17 protein-coding genes are annotated in these 15,779 nt (G+C 53.3%); 9 read left to right on the top strand and 8 right to left on the bottom strand.

The window, feature by feature from the left end:
• Positions 1 to 31: 31 nt before the first annotated feature.
• The 4 genes from exbB to pyrC are packed head-to-tail and all read right to left on the bottom strand — an operon-like array spanning position 32 to position 2,967.
• Positions 32 to 472: a TonB-system energizer ExbB gene (gene exbB / locus QUD54_RS03885; RefSeq protein ID WP_286337648.1), complete on the bottom strand. Its 441-nt coding sequence runs from the start codon at positions 470 to 472 to the stop codon at positions 32 to 34.
• 3 nt (positions 473 to 475) lie between these two features.
• A complete protein-coding gene (locus QUD54_RS03890) occupies positions 476 to 1,360 on the bottom strand; it encodes a sensor histidine kinase (RefSeq protein WP_286337649.1) in 885 nt (294 codons plus the stop codon).
• A complete protein-coding gene (locus QUD54_RS03895; RefSeq protein ID WP_286337650.1) occupies positions 1,314 to 1,967 on the bottom strand; it encodes a response regulator transcription factor in 654 nt (217 codons plus the stop codon). The genes QUD54_RS03890 and QUD54_RS03895 overlap by 47 nt, the downstream gene beginning before the upstream one ends.
• Positions 1,957 to 2,967 carry a dihydroorotase gene (gene pyrC, locus QUD54_RS03900; protein WP_286337651.1) on the bottom strand — a complete coding sequence of 337 codons (1,011 nt, stop codon included), beginning with the start codon at positions 2,965 to 2,967 and terminating at the stop codon, positions 1,957 to 1,959. Before pyrC ends, QUD54_RS03895 begins: the two co-directional genes overlap by 11 nt.
• A gap of 67 nt (positions 2,968 to 3,034) precedes the next feature.
• Between pyrC and QUD54_RS03905 the strand changes: the two genes are divergently transcribed.
• The gene (locus QUD54_RS03905; RefSeq protein ID WP_286337652.1) at positions 3,035 to 3,673 is read left to right on the top strand and encodes a DedA family protein; all 639 of its coding nucleotides are present in this window, start codon (positions 3,035 to 3,037) and stop codon (positions 3,671 to 3,673) included.
• Positions 3,674 to 3,751: 78 nt separating this feature from the next.
• Here QUD54_RS03905 and QUD54_RS03910 read toward each other — a convergent pair whose 3' ends face one another.
• From QUD54_RS03910 to QUD54_RS03925, 4 genes are all read right to left on the bottom strand, one after another.
• Entirely contained in the window at positions 3,752 to 4,090 is a 339-nt protein-coding gene (locus QUD54_RS03910) for a P-II family nitrogen regulator (RefSeq protein ID WP_286337653.1), read from the bottom strand.
• 58 nt (positions 4,091 to 4,148) lie between these two features.
• A complete protein-coding gene (locus QUD54_RS03915; protein WP_286337654.1) occupies positions 4,149 to 5,327 on the bottom strand; it encodes an ammonium transporter in 1,179 nt (392 codons plus the stop codon).
• A 234-nt stretch (positions 5,328 to 5,561) separates the two neighbouring features.
• Complete coding sequence (locus tag QUD54_RS03920) at positions 5,562 to 5,900, bottom strand: P-II family nitrogen regulator (RefSeq protein WP_286337655.1); 339 nt, start codon at positions 5,898 to 5,900, stop codon at positions 5,562 to 5,564.
• A gap of 16 nt (positions 5,901 to 5,916) precedes the next feature.
• On the bottom strand, positions 5,917 to 7,167 hold the full coding sequence (locus QUD54_RS03925; RefSeq protein WP_286337656.1) for an ammonium transporter: 1,251 nt from the start codon (positions 7,165 to 7,167) through the stop codon (positions 5,917 to 5,919).
• Between the two features lie 220 nt (positions 7,168 to 7,387).
• Here QUD54_RS03925 and gyrA point away from each other — a divergent pair, with 220 nt between their 5' ends.
• The 8 genes from gyrA (at position 7,388) to QUD54_RS03965 (ending at position 15,719) form a co-directional block, all read left to right on the top strand.
• Positions 7,388 to 9,868: a DNA gyrase subunit A gene (gene gyrA, locus QUD54_RS03930; RefSeq protein ID WP_286337657.1), complete on the top strand. Its 2,481-nt coding sequence runs from the start codon at positions 7,388 to 7,390 to the stop codon at positions 9,866 to 9,868.
• A gap of 137 nt (positions 9,869 to 10,005) precedes the next feature.
• Positions 10,006 to 10,536, top strand: a complete 531-nt coding sequence (locus QUD54_RS03935; RefSeq protein ID WP_286337658.1) for an LPP20 family lipoprotein — start codon at positions 10,006 to 10,008, stop codon at positions 10,534 to 10,536.
• Positions 10,512 to 10,901, top strand: a complete 390-nt coding sequence (locus QUD54_RS03940) for a hypothetical protein (protein ID WP_286337659.1) — start codon at positions 10,512 to 10,514, stop codon at positions 10,899 to 10,901. The genes QUD54_RS03935 and QUD54_RS03940 overlap by 25 nt, the downstream gene beginning before the upstream one ends.
• A gap of 14 nt (positions 10,902 to 10,915) precedes the next feature.
• Positions 10,916 to 12,061: a sigma-54-dependent transcriptional regulator gene (locus tag QUD54_RS03945; RefSeq protein ID WP_286337660.1), complete on the top strand. Its 1,146-nt coding sequence runs from the start codon at positions 10,916 to 10,918 to the stop codon at positions 12,059 to 12,061.
• Positions 12,062 to 12,203: 142 nt separating this feature from the next.
• Positions 12,204 to 13,232 (top strand): aspartate-semialdehyde dehydrogenase, encoded by a 1,029-nt coding sequence (locus tag QUD54_RS03950; RefSeq protein WP_286337661.1) that lies wholly within the window; start codon positions 12,204 to 12,206, stop codon positions 13,230 to 13,232.
• Positions 13,229 to 13,747 (top strand): YqhA family protein, encoded by a 519-nt coding sequence (locus tag QUD54_RS03955; RefSeq protein WP_286337662.1) that lies wholly within the window; start codon positions 13,229 to 13,231, stop codon positions 13,745 to 13,747. The genes QUD54_RS03950 and QUD54_RS03955 overlap by 4 nt, the downstream gene beginning before the upstream one ends.
• A complete protein-coding gene (hemE, locus tag QUD54_RS03960) occupies positions 13,747 to 14,769 on the top strand; it encodes a uroporphyrinogen decarboxylase (protein WP_286337663.1) in 1,023 nt (340 codons plus the stop codon). The genes QUD54_RS03955 and hemE overlap by 1 nt, the downstream gene beginning before the upstream one ends.
• The gene (locus QUD54_RS03965; RefSeq protein ID WP_286337664.1) at positions 14,766 to 15,719 is read left to right on the top strand and encodes a radical SAM protein; all 954 of its coding nucleotides are present in this window, start codon (positions 14,766 to 14,768) and stop codon (positions 15,717 to 15,719) included. The genes hemE and QUD54_RS03965 overlap by 4 nt, the downstream gene beginning before the upstream one ends.
• Positions 15,720 to 15,779: the final 60 nt, after the last annotated feature.

A 15,779-nucleotide genomic window follows, 5' to 3' on the forward strand; every position in this document is an offset into this window, starting at 1 on the left:
TTTTCCATTTTCCATTTTCCATTTTCCATTTTCAGATCTCCCCACGCCGTTTCATCATCTCCCATTGTGCCACCAGGATCTCCGCTCTGCGGCCAAGGAGATTGTAGAACCAGACGACGGGTATCGCCACCAGAATGCCTCCAGCCGTCGTTTTGAGCGCCAACGCAAGACCGACCATGATCTCCTTCGTCTCCACCAATCCACTCTGGCCGATCGTCACGAAAGTCACCATGATCCCCACGACGGTCCCGAGCAATCCGATAAAGGGAGCGTTGGCACCGATCGATGCGATCATCGTCAGATTTTCGCCCAATACGATCTCCAGTTCCTCTTTCTCTTCGAAGCTACGCAGATCGACATGCCGGTAGTAAAAGTAGCGCTCCAGGATCAGCCAGAGTGCGATCACACTCATAAATCCGAGCACCCCGATAAAACCGTAGTCGACGATATCGGCTATCTGGGAAGTGTTCATTCTCTATTCTCCTGTGGTTACAGCCCCGAAGTCAAGACGAAAAGTGGTCCCTTCGCCCACTTTGGAGCTTATTTTGATTTCGATACCGTGTTCGTCGCAAAATGTCTTGACGATATGCAGGCCGATGCCATACCCCGATGCATTCAGGTCGCTCTGATAGTAGCGGTCGAAAATGTGAAACAGCGCCGTCTCATCCATTCCGATACCGGAATCCTCTATGACGAGCCACCCTTTTTCATACGAAATCTTCACCGATCCCCCGGGCCTGTTGTATTTGATGGCATTGGAGATCAGATTGTCGACGGCTTTCTGGCATCCGCGTCTGTCGGCGACGATCGGCACCGAACGGTTGTCGTATTGTATCGAAATATCACCTTTTATATCGTCGACCTTTGCGATGCTTCCGGCGACAATATCAGCAAGATCGAACCGTTCCCGCTCTACGGAACCGATCTCTTTTTTGATGAAGTAGTCGAGATCTTCGTAAAGTTCTCCCAGGTTTTCTCCCGCTTTTTCAATCCGTTCGAGCCGTGTCAGCTTTTTTGGGTCCGTCTCTTTGCGTTTGAGCATCGAGACGTTGGCGAAAATGGTCGAAAGAGGGATGTTGAGTTCGTGCAGCGTATCTTTGAGCAGTTTGTCGAGAAGGTCGTTCGTAATGAAGAGCGGTTCGAGCGCCACTTTCGAAAGGATATAGCCAAAGAGGATCGAAAGAGGAAGAAGCATGATCGTGACGACCAGAAAGTTCTTGTCGCTGTAGCCGAAGTTTTCAAAAACGACCCACATCAAAGCTGCCATCGCCACGAACGTGACAACATAGAAGAGAAGGACTTTTGCGATCTGCTTACGCTTCAAAACAGTAACCGATACCTCGAATATTGGTGATCGCATCTTTACCGAAAAGCTGTTTGAGTTTGTTGATGTAAACCCTCAACGCCCCCGTTCCGGGATTCTCTTCACCGTAGATCTCCTGTAGTATCTCTTCGGTACTCACGACTTCACCGCGGTTGCGCAGCAACAGCCCCAGAAGTTCGGCCAGCTTTTTGGGAAGCGCGACCGGCTCCGCATCCTTGTAGAGCACCAGTCTCTCCATATCGAACAGATACTCCCCGACCTGGACTTTTTGCGATCTTCGATGCCGTCTCAGCTGCGCTTCGATACGCAAAAGAAGTTCATCGAGATCGATCGGCTTTTTCATATAATCGTCCGCACCACTGTGAAATCCGGTGGCGAGCGCCTCTTTGTCTCTTGCGGAAGTGATAAAGATGGCGGGGGTCTTGTCACCGCTCTCTCTCAACTGCTTCAAAAGATCGAAACCGTTCATATCCGGCACGTTCACATCGAGCAGATAGAGGTCGAAGTCGTCGCCATAAACGGCATCGATGGCCGATTTCGCCTCGGGAAAATGGACAACTTCATACCCCTCGCCCTCCAGAAAATCGACAAGCGTTTCGCCAAAGAGCCTGTCGTCTTCGAGTAGAAGAACTCTAGCCGGCACTCACGACCCTCCAGGCGAGACTCTGCCCCGCGAACATCGGGACGACGCTCCCTTCGTAGATCTCCGGGACCAGATAGGGTGTTTTTTCGAGAACCACCTTTTTGGCCGGCGGCGTGATGCCGTAGATGCGCTGTGCATTGTCGCTCACAAATGCCTGCAGATTCTCCAACGCACCATGCCTGTCGAAAAGCTGAGCCAGTCCCTGCAACGCGATGGGAGCAGTAAAGACACCTGCGGCACATCCCGGCGCCTCTTTTTTATCGCGCGGATGCGGTGCGGAGTCGGAACCGAACATCACTTTCGGATGGGCACCGAGTGCGACGTTGAGCAATGCACTTCGGTCTTCCGGGCGTTTGGCGATCGGCTTGCAAAACAGATGTGGCTGCAGCAATCCGCCCGCCACATCGTCGAGCGTGATGTAGAGATGGTGAAGCGTGATCGTAGCAAAAAGGTTGTCGTAGCGGTCCAGCGCCGCCACCGCCTCTTTGGTCGTAATATGTTCCATCACGATCTTGAGATCGGGAAAGTTTTGCGCCAGCATTTCGTAAATCGGAATGAATTCCGCTTCACGGTCCATGACGAAACCGCCCGTTTCACCATGTACGCAGAGTGGAATGCCAAGATCGCTCATGACACCCAGTACCGGTGAAAGCTCTTCGAGATCGAAACCGCTCACACCGCCCTCGGAGTTGGTCGTGATACCGGCTGGATAGAGTTTGATCGCCAAGATCTCATCTTTGACCGACTCCAGGAACTCCGGTCTGTAATCGGAACGGAAAAAGAGCGTCATATAAGGGGTGAAGCAGTGGTCTCCCTGCGCCCTGCAGATGCGGTTTCTGTAGTCGCACACCGCCTCTTTCGTCGTCACGGGCGGTACGAGATTCGGCATCACCAGCCCTCCCGCGAAAGTTTCGGCACTCAAAGGCGCCACAATATCCAGCATATCCATGTCACGCAGATGAAGGTGCATGTCGAGCGGGGAATCGATCGATATAACCATGAGAAAAGCCTTTTTTTTACTTTTTGATTGTATTATACCGCTATCACGTTATCAGGATGTTAAATCGATGCACGAAATCGTCAACTGGATTGTAGAGACCGTCGGTGCCATGGGGTATCTCGGCATTTTCATCATGATGTTTCTGGAGAGCTCCTTTTTCCCTTTTCCAAGCGAAGTCGCAATGATTCCTGCCGGTTACCTGGCGAGCAAAGGGGAAATGAACATTGTCGCCGCCTTCATTGCAGGAGCCGGCGGTTCGCTGGCCGGTGCACTTTTCAACTATGCACTCGGACATCGCCTTGGGCGCCCTTTCCTCATCAAGTACGCAAAATACCTTTTTTTGAAACCCGAATCCGTCGAGAAGACCGAGGCCTTTTTTGAAAAGTACGGGCCGGCGAGCACGCTCTTCGGGCGACTTGTGCCAGGTATCCGCCAATACATCTCGCTGCCTGCGGGAATCGGGAAAATGCCGCTGCTGAGCTTCAGTATCTACACGTTTCTGGGTGCAGGCATATGGAGTGCGGTACTGCTGGCACTCGGCTATGTCTTCGGCGAACACGAAGAACAGATCGAAGAGGTGCTGCACTATATTCTAGGCGCTATTTTCATACTGATCGTAGGTGTCTTTTACTATTATCGGAAGAAGAATAAAAAGATCGAAGAGAAATTCATAGAAGAGCTGGAGAAAAATAGCGGTAGAGAGTGAAACCGCTTCGCGTCGAAAATCGTCCGCGAATCGGTTCACCGTCGTTACCGGCTTTTTACTTTTCGTTTTTCACCAAAATCAAATCGCCTCTTCATCCTCTTCGCCGGTGCGGATTCGTACGACCTTTTCGATATCGGTGATGAAGATCTTGCCGTCGCCGATCTTGCCCGTGCGTGCCGCATTGACGATCTTCTCGACAACGGTTTCGACATCCTCCGCCTTGACCACCACTTCGACCTTGATTTTCGGAATGAAGTCGACGACATACTCGGCTCCGCGGTAAAGCTCCGTATGGCCCGCCTGACGGCCGTAACCTTTCACTTCGCTAACCGTCATACCCGTAATTCCGGCTTCCGCCAACGCATCTTTGACCTCTTCGATTTTGAAAGGCTTGATTATCGCTTCGATTTTTTTCATGAATTCTCCTGATTTAAAGTTCCAAATGACCGATGGGCCGAGGAGTATACCCTCGACGTTAAAATGCCCGTTTGAACTCCGGATAGGACTCGACACCGCATTCGCTGACATCCATCCCTTCCATCTGTTCGTCGTCACTCGCCCTGAAGCGGACGATTTTGTCGATGGCGTATATGGCGATATATGATACCACAAAGGCGAAAACACCGACAACGACGACCCCTTTGACCTGCGCTGCAAAAGAGACATCCTCCGCAAAAATTCCAACGGCGATCGTTCCCCAGATACCGTTTACCAGATGCACCGAAAGCGCACCGACCGGATCGTCCAGGCGAAATCTGTCGAAGAGGGGGACGGCGAAGACGACAAGCGCGCCGCCGATAAGGCCAATCAGAATCGGTGTATAGATATCGAAAAGGTCGGCCCCGGCAGTGATGGCGACCAGGCCGCCGAGCGCACCGTTGAGAATCATCGTAATATCGAACTTTTTATACTGAATATAGACGATTACCGCTGCGACAATGGCACCGGCCAGCCCCGCCGTGTTGGTGTTCATGATCGTCAGAGCCACGGCATCGGCACTCTCTTTGGATGAGATCGAGCCGACCGAACCGCCGTTGAACCCGAACCAGCCTATCCAGAGTACCATCGCACCCAGTGTCACCAGCGGAATGTTCGAGGCGGGGATGACGCGGATCTGATCGCCAACATAACGCCCTTTACGCGGTCCGATAATCATGATCGCGGCCAAAAGGGCCCAGGCCCCGGTGGAGTGGATGACCGTCGATCCCGCAAGATCGTGCATCGAACTGATATCGAGGAGTGTGCCTTCGAGCATGTTGGCACCCCATGTCCAGTTGACGACGAGCGGATAGATCACCGCCGCCATCAAAACGGTAAAGATCATCAAAGGGATGATGCGCGTTCGTTCGCTCACGCCCCCGCTCATGATGTTGACCGTTTTTCCTACGAACGCCATCTGAAACAAAAATGCCGCCCACTTGCTGACACTGTCGTTCTCCCACGTACCGAATGCCAATTGGTACCCAATAAGCAAAAATGCCATCGACGCCACGGCATAGATCATCGTGTTGACCGTCAAAACGGCACTGACGTTTTTGGTTCGTACGATTCCCGCCTCGAGCATCGCGAAACCCGGAACCATGAAGATGATGAGGGTCATCGCGAAGAGGAGGAAAAAGGTATCGAGAATATAGGAAAGGTCACCTGCATTCATCACATCTCCTTTTGAAGTTTTTCAATCATAATTATAAAGAACTTCAAATGAATAGATAGGGTCCATGGTTGTGTAAATTTTAGGCATAAAATTGATATCGAAGGTGTCAGTAAAGATTTTTTTGATTAAAAAGTAGACAAATGGAAAATGTAGCAGGTTCCCGGTCTACCCGGGAACGAGATCCATCGAATCGGTCCGCGAAGCGGCAGACCGACATTTTCGTGTTCACTCCAATCAGAGCGCCTCTTCGTCCTCTTCACCCGTACGGATACGGATCGTTTTATCGATATTGCTGACGAAGATCTTCCCATCGCCGATTTTTCCCGTGCGGGCCGCTTCGGTAATCTTTTCGACAACCATATCGGTATCGTTCTCGCTCACGACCACTTCGATCTTCACTTTCGGAAGGAAATCGACGACATACTCGGCACCGCGATAGAGTTCGCTGTGCCCCTGTTGACGGCCGTAACCTTTCACTTCGGTTACGGTCATCCCGGTAATGCCCGCTTCCGCGAGGGCGTCTTTGACATCTTCGAGTTTGAAGGGCTTGATAACTGCTTCGATCTTTTTCATATACTAGACTCCTATCTTAGAGGTTCAGGGCGCGCTCGCCATGGGTAGACTCGTCGAGTCCCATCGTTTCGGTCTCTTCGTCGACACGCCCGCCACCTGTCACCGCTGCCGCGATAAAATAGACGATCGCCGTGACGATACCGCTGTAGACGATCGTTAGACCGACCGCTACAAGCTGGCTGACAAGCTGGCTTCCGAGGCTGTAATCTTCAGGCATCGCATAGTCGGCGATAAAGATCGCCGTTGCGATGGAACCCCAGATACCGACCAGACCGTGAACCCAGAAGGCATCCAGCGAATCGTCGACTTTGAACATCTTCTTGATCTTGGAAACCGCGAGGAATCCGAGGAATCCTCCGATCAGACCGATGATGATCGCACCACCGACACCCGCAGTACCCGAAGCTGGCGTAATCGCGACCAGGCCCGCAACGGCTCCCGAAGCACCGCCCACCAGTGTCGGTTTCTTGAAGACCAGCCACTCGCCTGCAAGCCATCCGATGACACCGAGAGATGCCGCAACGTTGGTGACGAGGAAAGCGGAAGCAGCCGTACCGTCCGCCGCGACTTCGGAGCCCGCATTGAACCCGAACCAACCGAACCATAGCAGCATCGCACCAAGTACGACGAGAATCGGTGAAAAAGGCTTGATGGCCGCTTTTTCATAATCTTTACGGCGTCCAAGAAGCATCGCGACAACGAAACCGGCGACACCAGCGTTGATGTGAACGACCGTACCACCCGCAAAGTCGATTTCTCCGAAGTTCAGCGTTTCACCGCCACCCCATGCCCAGTGGGTGATCGGTGCGTAAACCGCGACGATCCAGAGTGCCGCGAAGACGACGAAAGTGGAAAATTTGACGCGCTCGATCATCGAACCGCTCGCGATCGCCACGGTAATCGCGGCGAATGTCCCCTGGAACGCGACAAACAGAAGCTCAGGAATCGTTCCACTGAGTGCATCGGATCCGATGCCGGCGAGCATCACTTTGCCCGTACCGATAATATCTCCATCGCCAAACGCGATCGAATAGCCGATCACGACCCATACAAGTGTACCGATGGCATACGCCGCAAGGCTCATACCCATCGTGTTGAGCACGTTTTTGCTGCGTGTCAAACCACCGTAAAAGAGTGCCAGGCCCGCCGGGGTCATCAGCATGACAAATGCCGTAGCGACAAGCATCCAGGCCGTATCGCCGCTGTTGAGTTCGTCTGCGAACGCCAATGCCGGAAGCATCGGCAGTGCAAGCAACCATTTCTTCATGAAATCTCCTTGTTGATTTATTTTCCATCGTTAGCGATTACGTGGAAAAACGACAAATGAAGTATATAAATTTTTAATCATCGATGATAGAGGGAAATTGATTAATTTTTAATCAACACGATGGAAGATGTCATATTCAAGCTTTCCTCCTTTACCTATATATTAAGAATGTTTTGGATAAAATCATTCAAATTTATTTCTTCAAAGCAAAAGGTTTTGAATGTCCGATCTGTTTAAAGAGAACGAAGATATCCAGGAAATTTCCATCGAGGAGAGCATCAAAGGAAGCTATCTCGACTACTCGATGAGCGTCATTATCGGCAGGGCCCTGCCAGACGCCCGCGACGGCCTCAAGCCGGTCCACCGCCGAATCCTCTTCGCGATGCACGAACTTGGCGTCACGTCGCGCGCAGCGTATAAAAAGAGTGCCCGTATCGTCGGTGACGTCATCGGTAAGTACCACCCGCACGGCGATACTGCCGTCTACGATGCGCTGGTGCGTATGGCGCAGGATTTTTCCATGCGCATTCCCCTCGTCGACGGACAGGGAAACTTCGGCTCGATCGATGGAGACAACCCGGCCGCGATGCGTTACACCGAAGCACGCATGACACGCCTCGCCGAAGAGCTTCTGCGCGACATCGAAAAAGACACGGTCGATTTCATCCCCAACTACGACGATACGATGAGCGAACCAGACGTCCTGCCGAGCCGTGTGCCGAACCTCCTGCTCAACGGATCCAACGGAATCGCCGTCGGTATGGCGACCAACATTCCGCCGCACCGTCTCGACGAGCTGATCGACGCTTTGCTGGTACTCATCGACAACCCTGCCGCGGAGCTCGAAGAGCTGCTCGAGCATATCAAAGGGCCCGACTTCCCGACAGGCGGCATCATCTTCGGCCGCAAGGGGATCATGGACGCCTACAAAACGGGCCGCGGGCGCATCAAGGTACGCGCAAAAACCCATATCGAAAAGAAGGGCAACCGCGAAGTGATCGTCATCGACGAACTGCCCTACCAGGTCAACAAAAGCAAGCTCATCGAAAATATCGCGCAACTCGCCAAGGATAAAGCGATCGAGGGAATCAGCGAAGTGCGCGACGAGAGCGACCGCGAGGGGATCCGCGTCGTCATCGAGCTCAAGAAAGATACGATGAGCGAAATCATCCTCAACAACCTCTTCAAATCGACGCAGATGCAGACGACGTTCGGCATCATTCTGCTCGCCATCCAGAACAAGGAGCCGAAAGTCTTCACGCTGATGGAGCTGCTCAAACTCTTCATCCAGCACCGCAAGACAATCATCATTCGAAGAACCATCTTCGAACTCGAAAAAGCGAAAGCACGCGCCCATATCCTGGAGGGCCTGCGTATCGCGCTCGACAACATCGACGAAATCGTCGCGCTCATCCGCGCTTCCAAAGACGCCAACGAAGCGCGCGAAGGATTGATGGAGCGCTTCAGCCTCAGCGAAAAGCAGGCACAGGCGATCCTCGATATGCGTCTGCACCGCCTCACCGGACTCGAGCGCGACAAGATCGAGAAAGAGTACCAGGAGCTGATGGCGGAGATCGAAAGACTCAGCAACATTCTTAAATCTGAAGATCTCCTCAGCCAAATCATCAAAGAAGAGCTCCTCGAGATCAAAGAGCACTTCTCGACGCCGCGTCAGACCGAAATCGTCGACGACTACGAAGATATCGACATCGAAGACCTGATCCCCAACGAGCCGATGGTCGTGACGATCACCCACCGGGGCTACATCAAGCGCGTACCGGTCAAACAGTACGAGAAGCAGCACCGCGGCGGCAAAGGGAAAACCGCCGTCACGACGCACGATGACGACTTCATCGAAAGTTTCTTCATCTCCAATACGCACGATACGCTGATGTTCATCACCGACCGGGGCCAGCTCTACTGGCTCAAAGTCTACAAGATTCCCGAAGGCTCGCGTACGGCGAAAGGCAAGGCGGTCGTCAACCTTATCCAGCTTCAGCCGGAAGAGAACATCATGGCCATCATACCGACAACCGATTTCGACGAAAACAAATCGCTCGCCTTCTTCACGCAAAACGGGATCGTCAAACGTACGAACCTGAGCGAATTCAAAAATATCCGCTCCGTCGGGGTGCGTGCCATTACGCTCGACGAAGACGATGAGCTCGTCACGGCGAAAATTGTCCTGCCCGAAACCCAATGGCTCTTCGTCCTGACCAAAAAAGGAATGTGCATCCGCTTCCCGGTCACCGATGCCAGGGAGATCGGCCGAACCGCACGCGGCGTTACGGCGATCCGCTTCAAAATCGAAGGAGACCACGTCGTGGGAGCCACCACGATTCGCGACGAAGAGCAGGAGCTCTTGACCGTCGCCGAAAAAGGGATCGGCAAACGAACCGAAGCGGGACAATACCGCCTCCAAAGCCGAGGTGGCAAAGGCGTGGTCGCGATGAAACTGACACCGAAGACCGGCGATGCCGTCGGTGTCGTCATCGTCGACGAGAACAAAGACCTGATGGTCCTGACCCAGAAAGGAAAAATGATCCGCGTCGACATGCAAAGCATCCGAAAAGCGGGCCGTAACACCAGTGGCGTCAAAATCGTCGCCCTCGAAGCGGGAGACAAAGTCAACTCCATCGCCAGCTGCCCGAAAGAGGAAGCCGATGAAGAGATTCTGGAACAGCCGGCAGAGGAGCAGTAAAAGCTTTTGAAAATCAGGCGCCAAGGGCACAGCGATACGTCCAGGCGATGCATCGAAGGAGCTTCGCTTCATCGCTCTTGCAACATTTTGGGAACGGTTCTTGCTTGAACCTATGAAACTATTTTAGGAGTACCTCTATGAAACGATGGTCACTGTTTGCCCTTCTGCTCGCATCCGTTACCCTTTTGGCGGAAAGCTGCCCTACGCCAAAAGTCGAAAAGCGTACCGATGTAAAATCGGCCGAAGAGAGTTCCAAACCTCCTGTGGTCGTTCAGGCACCGAAAGTGAAGAAAATCGAACCGATGAAAACACCCCGGAACCTCGACGCATGCACACTCTCTGCACAAAACACCGTTCACTTCCAAGTCGTAGGGCAAGGTGTCGCTCCCGTCAATACCGTCTCTCCTGCACAGGCGATGGCTTTGGCGAAGCGTGCCGCAATCGCCGACGCCTACCGACAGCTCGGCGAAAAAATCTGTGGCGTCCGTGTCGAAGGACGTGACTTGATCCGTAACATGATGATCAGCCGATCCACCGTCCGCACACAGATCGATGCGATGATCCGAAACGCCAGAATACTCGATACGAAATTCAAAGACGGACTTTGCGAAGTCGAAATGGAAGTGACGATGAACGGAAAAGAGTGGTACGCCCGACTCGCACGCTGATCGCACTCCTCTTCTCCTCGGCGCTTCTGGCCGGGGACTACTACCTCTCCTACCGACTTCGCACGAAAGATTTCACTATTGTCGACGAACATCTCTCTATCAGCCGTGCCATGGCCCCTTTTCGGAAAAAGAGTTTTACCATCTGCAGCTTCGAAAGCGAAACGAACTCCTTTCAAGCCTGGTCGAAGAAGAACGAAACACTACTGCTCGAATGTCTCTTTCGCCACGGTGTTTTGCTCAAATCGCAGGAGCGCTACACCGATCTGGCACGAACACGCGAGTCGATCGAACTTATACTGCCTCCCACCCCTTTGCAAGTCGATTTTAACGATGGTTTGGTTATCATAAAGAAAATTCAACCATAAACAGGTAACTGCCGATGAAAATCGCCATCGTCGAAGACGATATCAATATGCGAAAATCTCTCGAAATCGCCCTTGGCGATTACGACGAGTTCGAAGTCAAAACCTTCCGAAACGCGAAAGAAGCACTCAAAAAGATAGACGAGAGCTACGACCTCGTCATCTCCGACATCAATATGCCGGGCATGGACGGCATCGAATTCGTCGAAAAACTGGAGGGGCGTTTCGACGTCATCATCATCACCGGAAACGCCACACTCGGGCGTGCCATCGAGTCGATACGGCTCGGAGTCAGCGACTTTTTGACCAAACCGTTCGAAGTCGAAACACTCGTCGAAGCGATACGGCGAAGCCAGAAGGTCAGGTCACGCATTCCAAAAGCCAAAACGAACGAAGAGCCATCGGACAGCTCCATTTTTTACGGCAACTCCGAAGCGCTCCAAAAAAGCCTCCACCTGGCCTACAAAGCGGCCAGAAGCGACGCTGCGATCCTGCTGCTGGGAGAAAGTGGCGTCGGAAAGGAGCTCTTTGCGAAAACGATTCACGAGCACTCTCCCAGACGCGAGAAACCTTTCGTCGCCGTCAATATGGCGGCGATTCCGGAAAACCTGATCGAAAGCGAACTTTTCGGATTCGAAAAGGGTGCCTTCACCGATGCGATCGAGGCGAAGATCGGCAAGTTCGAAGCGGCGCACGGCGGCACGCTTTTTCTGGACGAGATCGCCGAAATGCCCTACCACCTTCAGGCCAAACTGCTCCGCGCCCTGCAGGAGAAGATCATCCACAGGCTCGGATCGACCCGAGGGATTCCCGTCGATGTCCGTATCGTCGCAGCCACCAACGCCGACATCAAAACGAAAATGCAAAAACAAGAGTTCAGAGAGGATCTCTATTACCGTATCGCGACGATCCCCATCGTCATTCCGCCGCTGCGGGAACGGGCCGACGAGATCATTCCGATTGCGGAACGGAGCCTGGAGGATGTAATTGCCAAGTATGGCTTCACGCCGAAAAGTTTCAGTGAAGATGCGAAAAACAGGATGATGGCATACAACTGGCCCGGCAACATTCGGGAACTGATCGCCGTCGTCGAACGGGCCGCCATCCTCTCCGATGGCGAACTCATCACCGAAGAGGATCTCTTTCTCGATGCACGCATCTGAACCTCTTCGCTGCACCCGCCCCGTTTCCGCCCCGACTCGTAACAAAATCGTCGCTGTTGCCGCATACGGGGGTTTTCGAGATGGGTTCTAATCCCTTTTTCGCTATAATCGCGTAATTTCCATAAAATCAGAGGTAGAAACCATGCGTAAATTCAATGTAGCTGTCGTAGGCGCCACCGGCGCCGTGGGTGAGGAGATGCTCCGCGTCATGGAAGAGGCCGACTTTCCCGTCGCGAAGCTCGTTCCGCTCGCAAGCGCCAGAAGCGCCGGCGGGACGGTCGAATACAAAGGCGAAGAGGTTACGGTCAAGGAGCTGACCGAAACCATCTTCGAAGAGGAAGAGATCGACATCGCGCTTTTCAGTGCCGGCGGTTCGGTTTCCGCCGAATACGCCCCCTTCGCCGTCGAAGCGGGTGCCGTCGTCATCGACAACACCAGCCACTTCCGCATGGATCCGGCGGTTCCGCTGGTCGTTCCCGAGGTCAACCCGGAAGATATCGCCAAATGGCGTGAAAAAGGGATCATCGCCAACCCCAATTGCTCGACCATCCAGATGGTCCAGGCACTCAAACCGCTTCAGGATGCCTACGGCATCGAGCGTATCGACGTCAGCACCTATCAGGCGACGTCGGGTGCCGGAAAAAGCGCGATGGAGGAGCTCGTCAAACAGATGCAGGCCTTTTTCACCTTCAAACTGGAAGAGAGCCCGAAAGAGCGCTTTCCCCATCAGATAGCCCTCAACGTCATCCCGCAAATCGACGTCTTCCTCGACAACGGTTTCACGAAAGAGGAGATGAAGATGGTCAACGAGACCAATAAAATCATGCATGAGCGTATCGAAGTCGCGGCGACCTGCGTACGCGTTCCGACACTGCGCGGCCATGCCGAGAGCGTCACCGTCACCTGCAAACGCGACGTCGATGCCGATGCGGCACGCGAAGTGATCGCCAAAGGTGAAAACATCGTCGTCATGGACGATCCGCAAAACAGCGTCTATCCGATGCCGGTGCTCTGCGTCGAAAAGAACGAAACCTTCGTCGGACGTATCCGCAGCGACATCTACCGCCCCAATGTCCTGCATATGTTCGTCGTCGCGGACAACCTTCGCGTGGGTGCGGCGACCAATGCCGTCAGAATCGCCCTCAAATGGATCGAAATGGAGACGGAATGAAATTTTTGGAAAAGCTCTTCGAAACGACCCTCTGGAACGGACGGCTTTTCGTTCTTCTTGCCGTCATTTTCAGTATGCTCGGCGCGATCGCCCTTTTCGTCGTGGCGAGTACGGATATCTGGGGCATCGTCGTCAAAACGTTCCAAATCTATTTCAGCCACGCACACCCCGAGCACTTCCATGAAGAGCTGGTCGGCGTCATCATCGGCGCCGTCGACCTCTATCTGATGGCGATCGTCATGCTGATCTTCAGTTTCGGCGTCTACGAGCTCTTCATCTCCGAAATCGATCCGGCGAAAGATGTCCACAGCGGTTCGAAGATTCTCGAGATCCATACCCTCGACGAACTGAAAGACAAGCTCGCCAAAGTGATCGTCATGGTCCTCGTGGTCAGCTTCTTCAAAAAAGCGCTCTACACCCATTACTCGTCCCCGTTGGAGATGCTCTACTTCGCAGGAGCGATTCTGGCACTCTCCCTGGGGCTCTATTTCCTACACAAAGGCGGTAACCACTGATGATTTTCACCGATGCATGTTTTCGTAAACCGACCCCCTACACCCCTGTCTGGATGATGCGCCAGGCGGGCCGATACCTTCCCGAATATATGGCAGTCCGCGAGAAAGCGGGCGACTTTCTGAATCTCTGTAAAAACCCGGAGATGGCGGCGGAAGTGACGCTGCAGCCTGTCGACATCATCGGTGTCGACGCCGCGATTTTGTTCAGCGATATCCTGGTCATTCCTCTGGAGATGGGAATGCACTTGACCTTCGAAAAGGGAGAAGGGCCCGTTTTCAGCGATCCGATCCGTACGATGGAGGACCTGAAGCGCCTCCAGCCCAACGCCCACGAACGTCTCGGCTACGTCTACGATACGATTAAAATCGTCCGGGAGCGTCTTGCCGAGGACAAAGCGCTCATCGGCTTTACAGGTGCTCCCTGGACACTCATCACCTATATGATCGAAGGACGCGGCACAAAAACCTACAACATCGTAAAAAAACTGATCTACACCCAGCCCGAACTGGTACATGCCCTGCTTCGCGAAGTGACCGAAGTCGTCAAACTCTACCTCGAAAAGCAGATCGAAGCGGGCGTCGACGTCGTACAGATTTTCGACAGCTGGGCGGCGGCGCTGGAGAAGCCGAAATATTTCGAGTTCAGCTGGAACTATATGAAAGAGATCGCCGCACACATCAAAGGCAAGTATCCGCATATCCCTATCATCATGTTCCCCAAAGGGATCGGTGCCTACCTCGACGATATCGACGGGGATTTCGATGTTTTCGGCGTCGACTGGGGCACACCGATGGCACTGGCGAAAGAGAAGCTCGGAGAGCGCTACGTCCTGCAGGGCAACATGGAACCCTGCCGCCTCTACTCCAAAGAGGCGACGAAAGAGTGTGTCACGTCGCTTTATGAACTGATGCGAAACGAAGGCCATATCTTCAATCTGGGCCACGGCATCCTGCCCGACGTACCGGTCGAAAACGCCAAATATTTCGTCGACCTCGTCCATGAGGTTACCCGAAAGAAGTGAAACCGGCGAAATATAGAACGATCTTCGGGCCGATCCCCTCGAGACGCTTCGGCACTTCGCTGGGGATCGACCTGAGCCCCGGGAAAAAACAGTGCAACTACGACTGCCTCTACTGTGAACTGGCCGCTTCGAAACCTGTCGACAGGATCGAAAACCCTCCATCTGTCGATGAAATCGTCACGGAGCTTACGTCGGCACTCGAAGAGCATCCCGATATCGACGTCATTACGATCACCGCCAACGGAGAACCGACCCTTTACCCGTTTCTCGATGAACTGGTCGATCGCATCGATGCCATCAAAAACGGTTACAAAACACTCATCCTGACCAACGCTTCGACGATCCACCGGCCCGAGATCCAGCGAACACTCGCCAAGCTCGACACGGTCAAACTTTCGCTCGACTGTGTCACGCCGGAATGTTTCAAAAAACTCGATCGCCCCGTCGAATCGGTCGACCTACAGGCGATCGTCGAAGGGATCCGAAATTTTCGTACCATCTACAACGGCGAAATGGTCCTCGAGATCCTGATGGTCAAAGGCATCAATACCGCCGACAGGGAGATCGAAGCCTTCAATCGCATCCTGCCGACACTTGGAGCCGACCGCATCGACATCGGTACCGTCGATCGCCCTCCGGCCTATCCCATCGAACCGCTCAGCTACGCGGAACTTCATCGAATCGCCCAAAAATTCGATCCGAGCCTGCCCATCCACATCGCCAGCCGCCACAAGGCGAAAGAGGCGAAGGGAAGCTTCAGCGACGAAGAGATCGTCTCGACACTCCAAAAGCGCCCCCTGACGATGGAGGACATCGAGACCCTCTTCGACGAAGAGAGCCTGAAACGTTTCCAAAGACTTCTCGCCGCAAAAAAGATCGAAACCAAAAAAGTCGGAGCAGTTACATTTTACGGTACGGATTTTTCAAAACAAAAAGTGAAAAACTCTTGACAAAGCAAAGGTTTTAGACTATAATTTCCGCCGTGATTGACCCAATCACAACCCTCAAAT

It is taken from the genome of Hydrogenimonas cancrithermarum, assembly GCF_030296055.1.
Lineage (GTDB): Bacteria > Campylobacterota > Campylobacteria > Campylobacterales > Hydrogenimonadaceae > Hydrogenimonas > Hydrogenimonas cancrithermarum.

What these genes read in the sequence shown, in the direction of transcription:
- exbB (WP_286337648.1), bottom strand. Translation starts at nt 472, where the DNA reads ATGAACACTTCCCAGATAGCCGATATCGTCGACTACGGTTTTATCGGG.
- QUD54_RS03890 (WP_286337649.1), bottom strand. Translation starts at nt 1,360, where the DNA reads ATGCGATCACCAATATTCGAGGTATCGGTTACTGTTTTGAAGCGTAAG.
- pyrC (WP_286337651.1), bottom strand. Translation starts at nt 2,967, where the DNA reads ATGGTTATATCGATCGATTCCCCGCTCGACATGCACCTTCATCTGCGT.
- QUD54_RS03905 (WP_286337652.1), top strand. Translation starts at nt 3,035, where the DNA reads ATGCACGAAATCGTCAACTGGATTGTAGAGACCGTCGGTGCCATGGGG.
- QUD54_RS03910 (WP_286337653.1), bottom strand. Translation starts at nt 4,090, where the DNA reads ATGAAAAAAATCGAAGCGATAATCAAGCCTTTCAAAATCGAAGAGGTC.
- QUD54_RS03915 (WP_286337654.1), bottom strand. Translation starts at nt 5,327, where the DNA reads ATGAATGCAGGTGACCTTTCCTATATTCTCGATACCTTTTTCCTCCTC.
- QUD54_RS03920 (WP_286337655.1), bottom strand. Translation starts at nt 5,900, where the DNA reads ATGAAAAAGATCGAAGCAGTTATCAAGCCCTTCAAACTCGAAGATGTC.
- QUD54_RS03925 (WP_286337656.1), bottom strand. Translation starts at nt 7,167, where the DNA reads ATGAAGAAATGGTTGCTTGCACTGCCGATGCTTCCGGCATTGGCGTTC.
- gyrA (WP_286337657.1), top strand. Translation starts at nt 7,388, where the DNA reads ATGTCCGATCTGTTTAAAGAGAACGAAGATATCCAGGAAATTTCCATC.
- QUD54_RS03935 (WP_286337658.1), top strand. Translation starts at nt 10,006, where the DNA reads ATGAAACGATGGTCACTGTTTGCCCTTCTGCTCGCATCCGTTACCCTT.
- QUD54_RS03945 (WP_286337660.1), top strand. Translation starts at nt 10,916, where the DNA reads ATGAAAATCGCCATCGTCGAAGACGATATCAATATGCGAAAATCTCTC.
- QUD54_RS03950 (WP_286337661.1), top strand. Translation starts at nt 12,204, where the DNA reads ATGCGTAAATTCAATGTAGCTGTCGTAGGCGCCACCGGCGCCGTGGGT.
- QUD54_RS03955 (WP_286337662.1), top strand. Translation starts at nt 13,229, where the DNA reads ATGAAATTTTTGGAAAAGCTCTTCGAAACGACCCTCTGGAACGGACGG.
- hemE (WP_286337663.1), top strand. Translation starts at nt 13,747, where the DNA reads ATGATTTTCACCGATGCATGTTTTCGTAAACCGACCCCCTACACCCCT.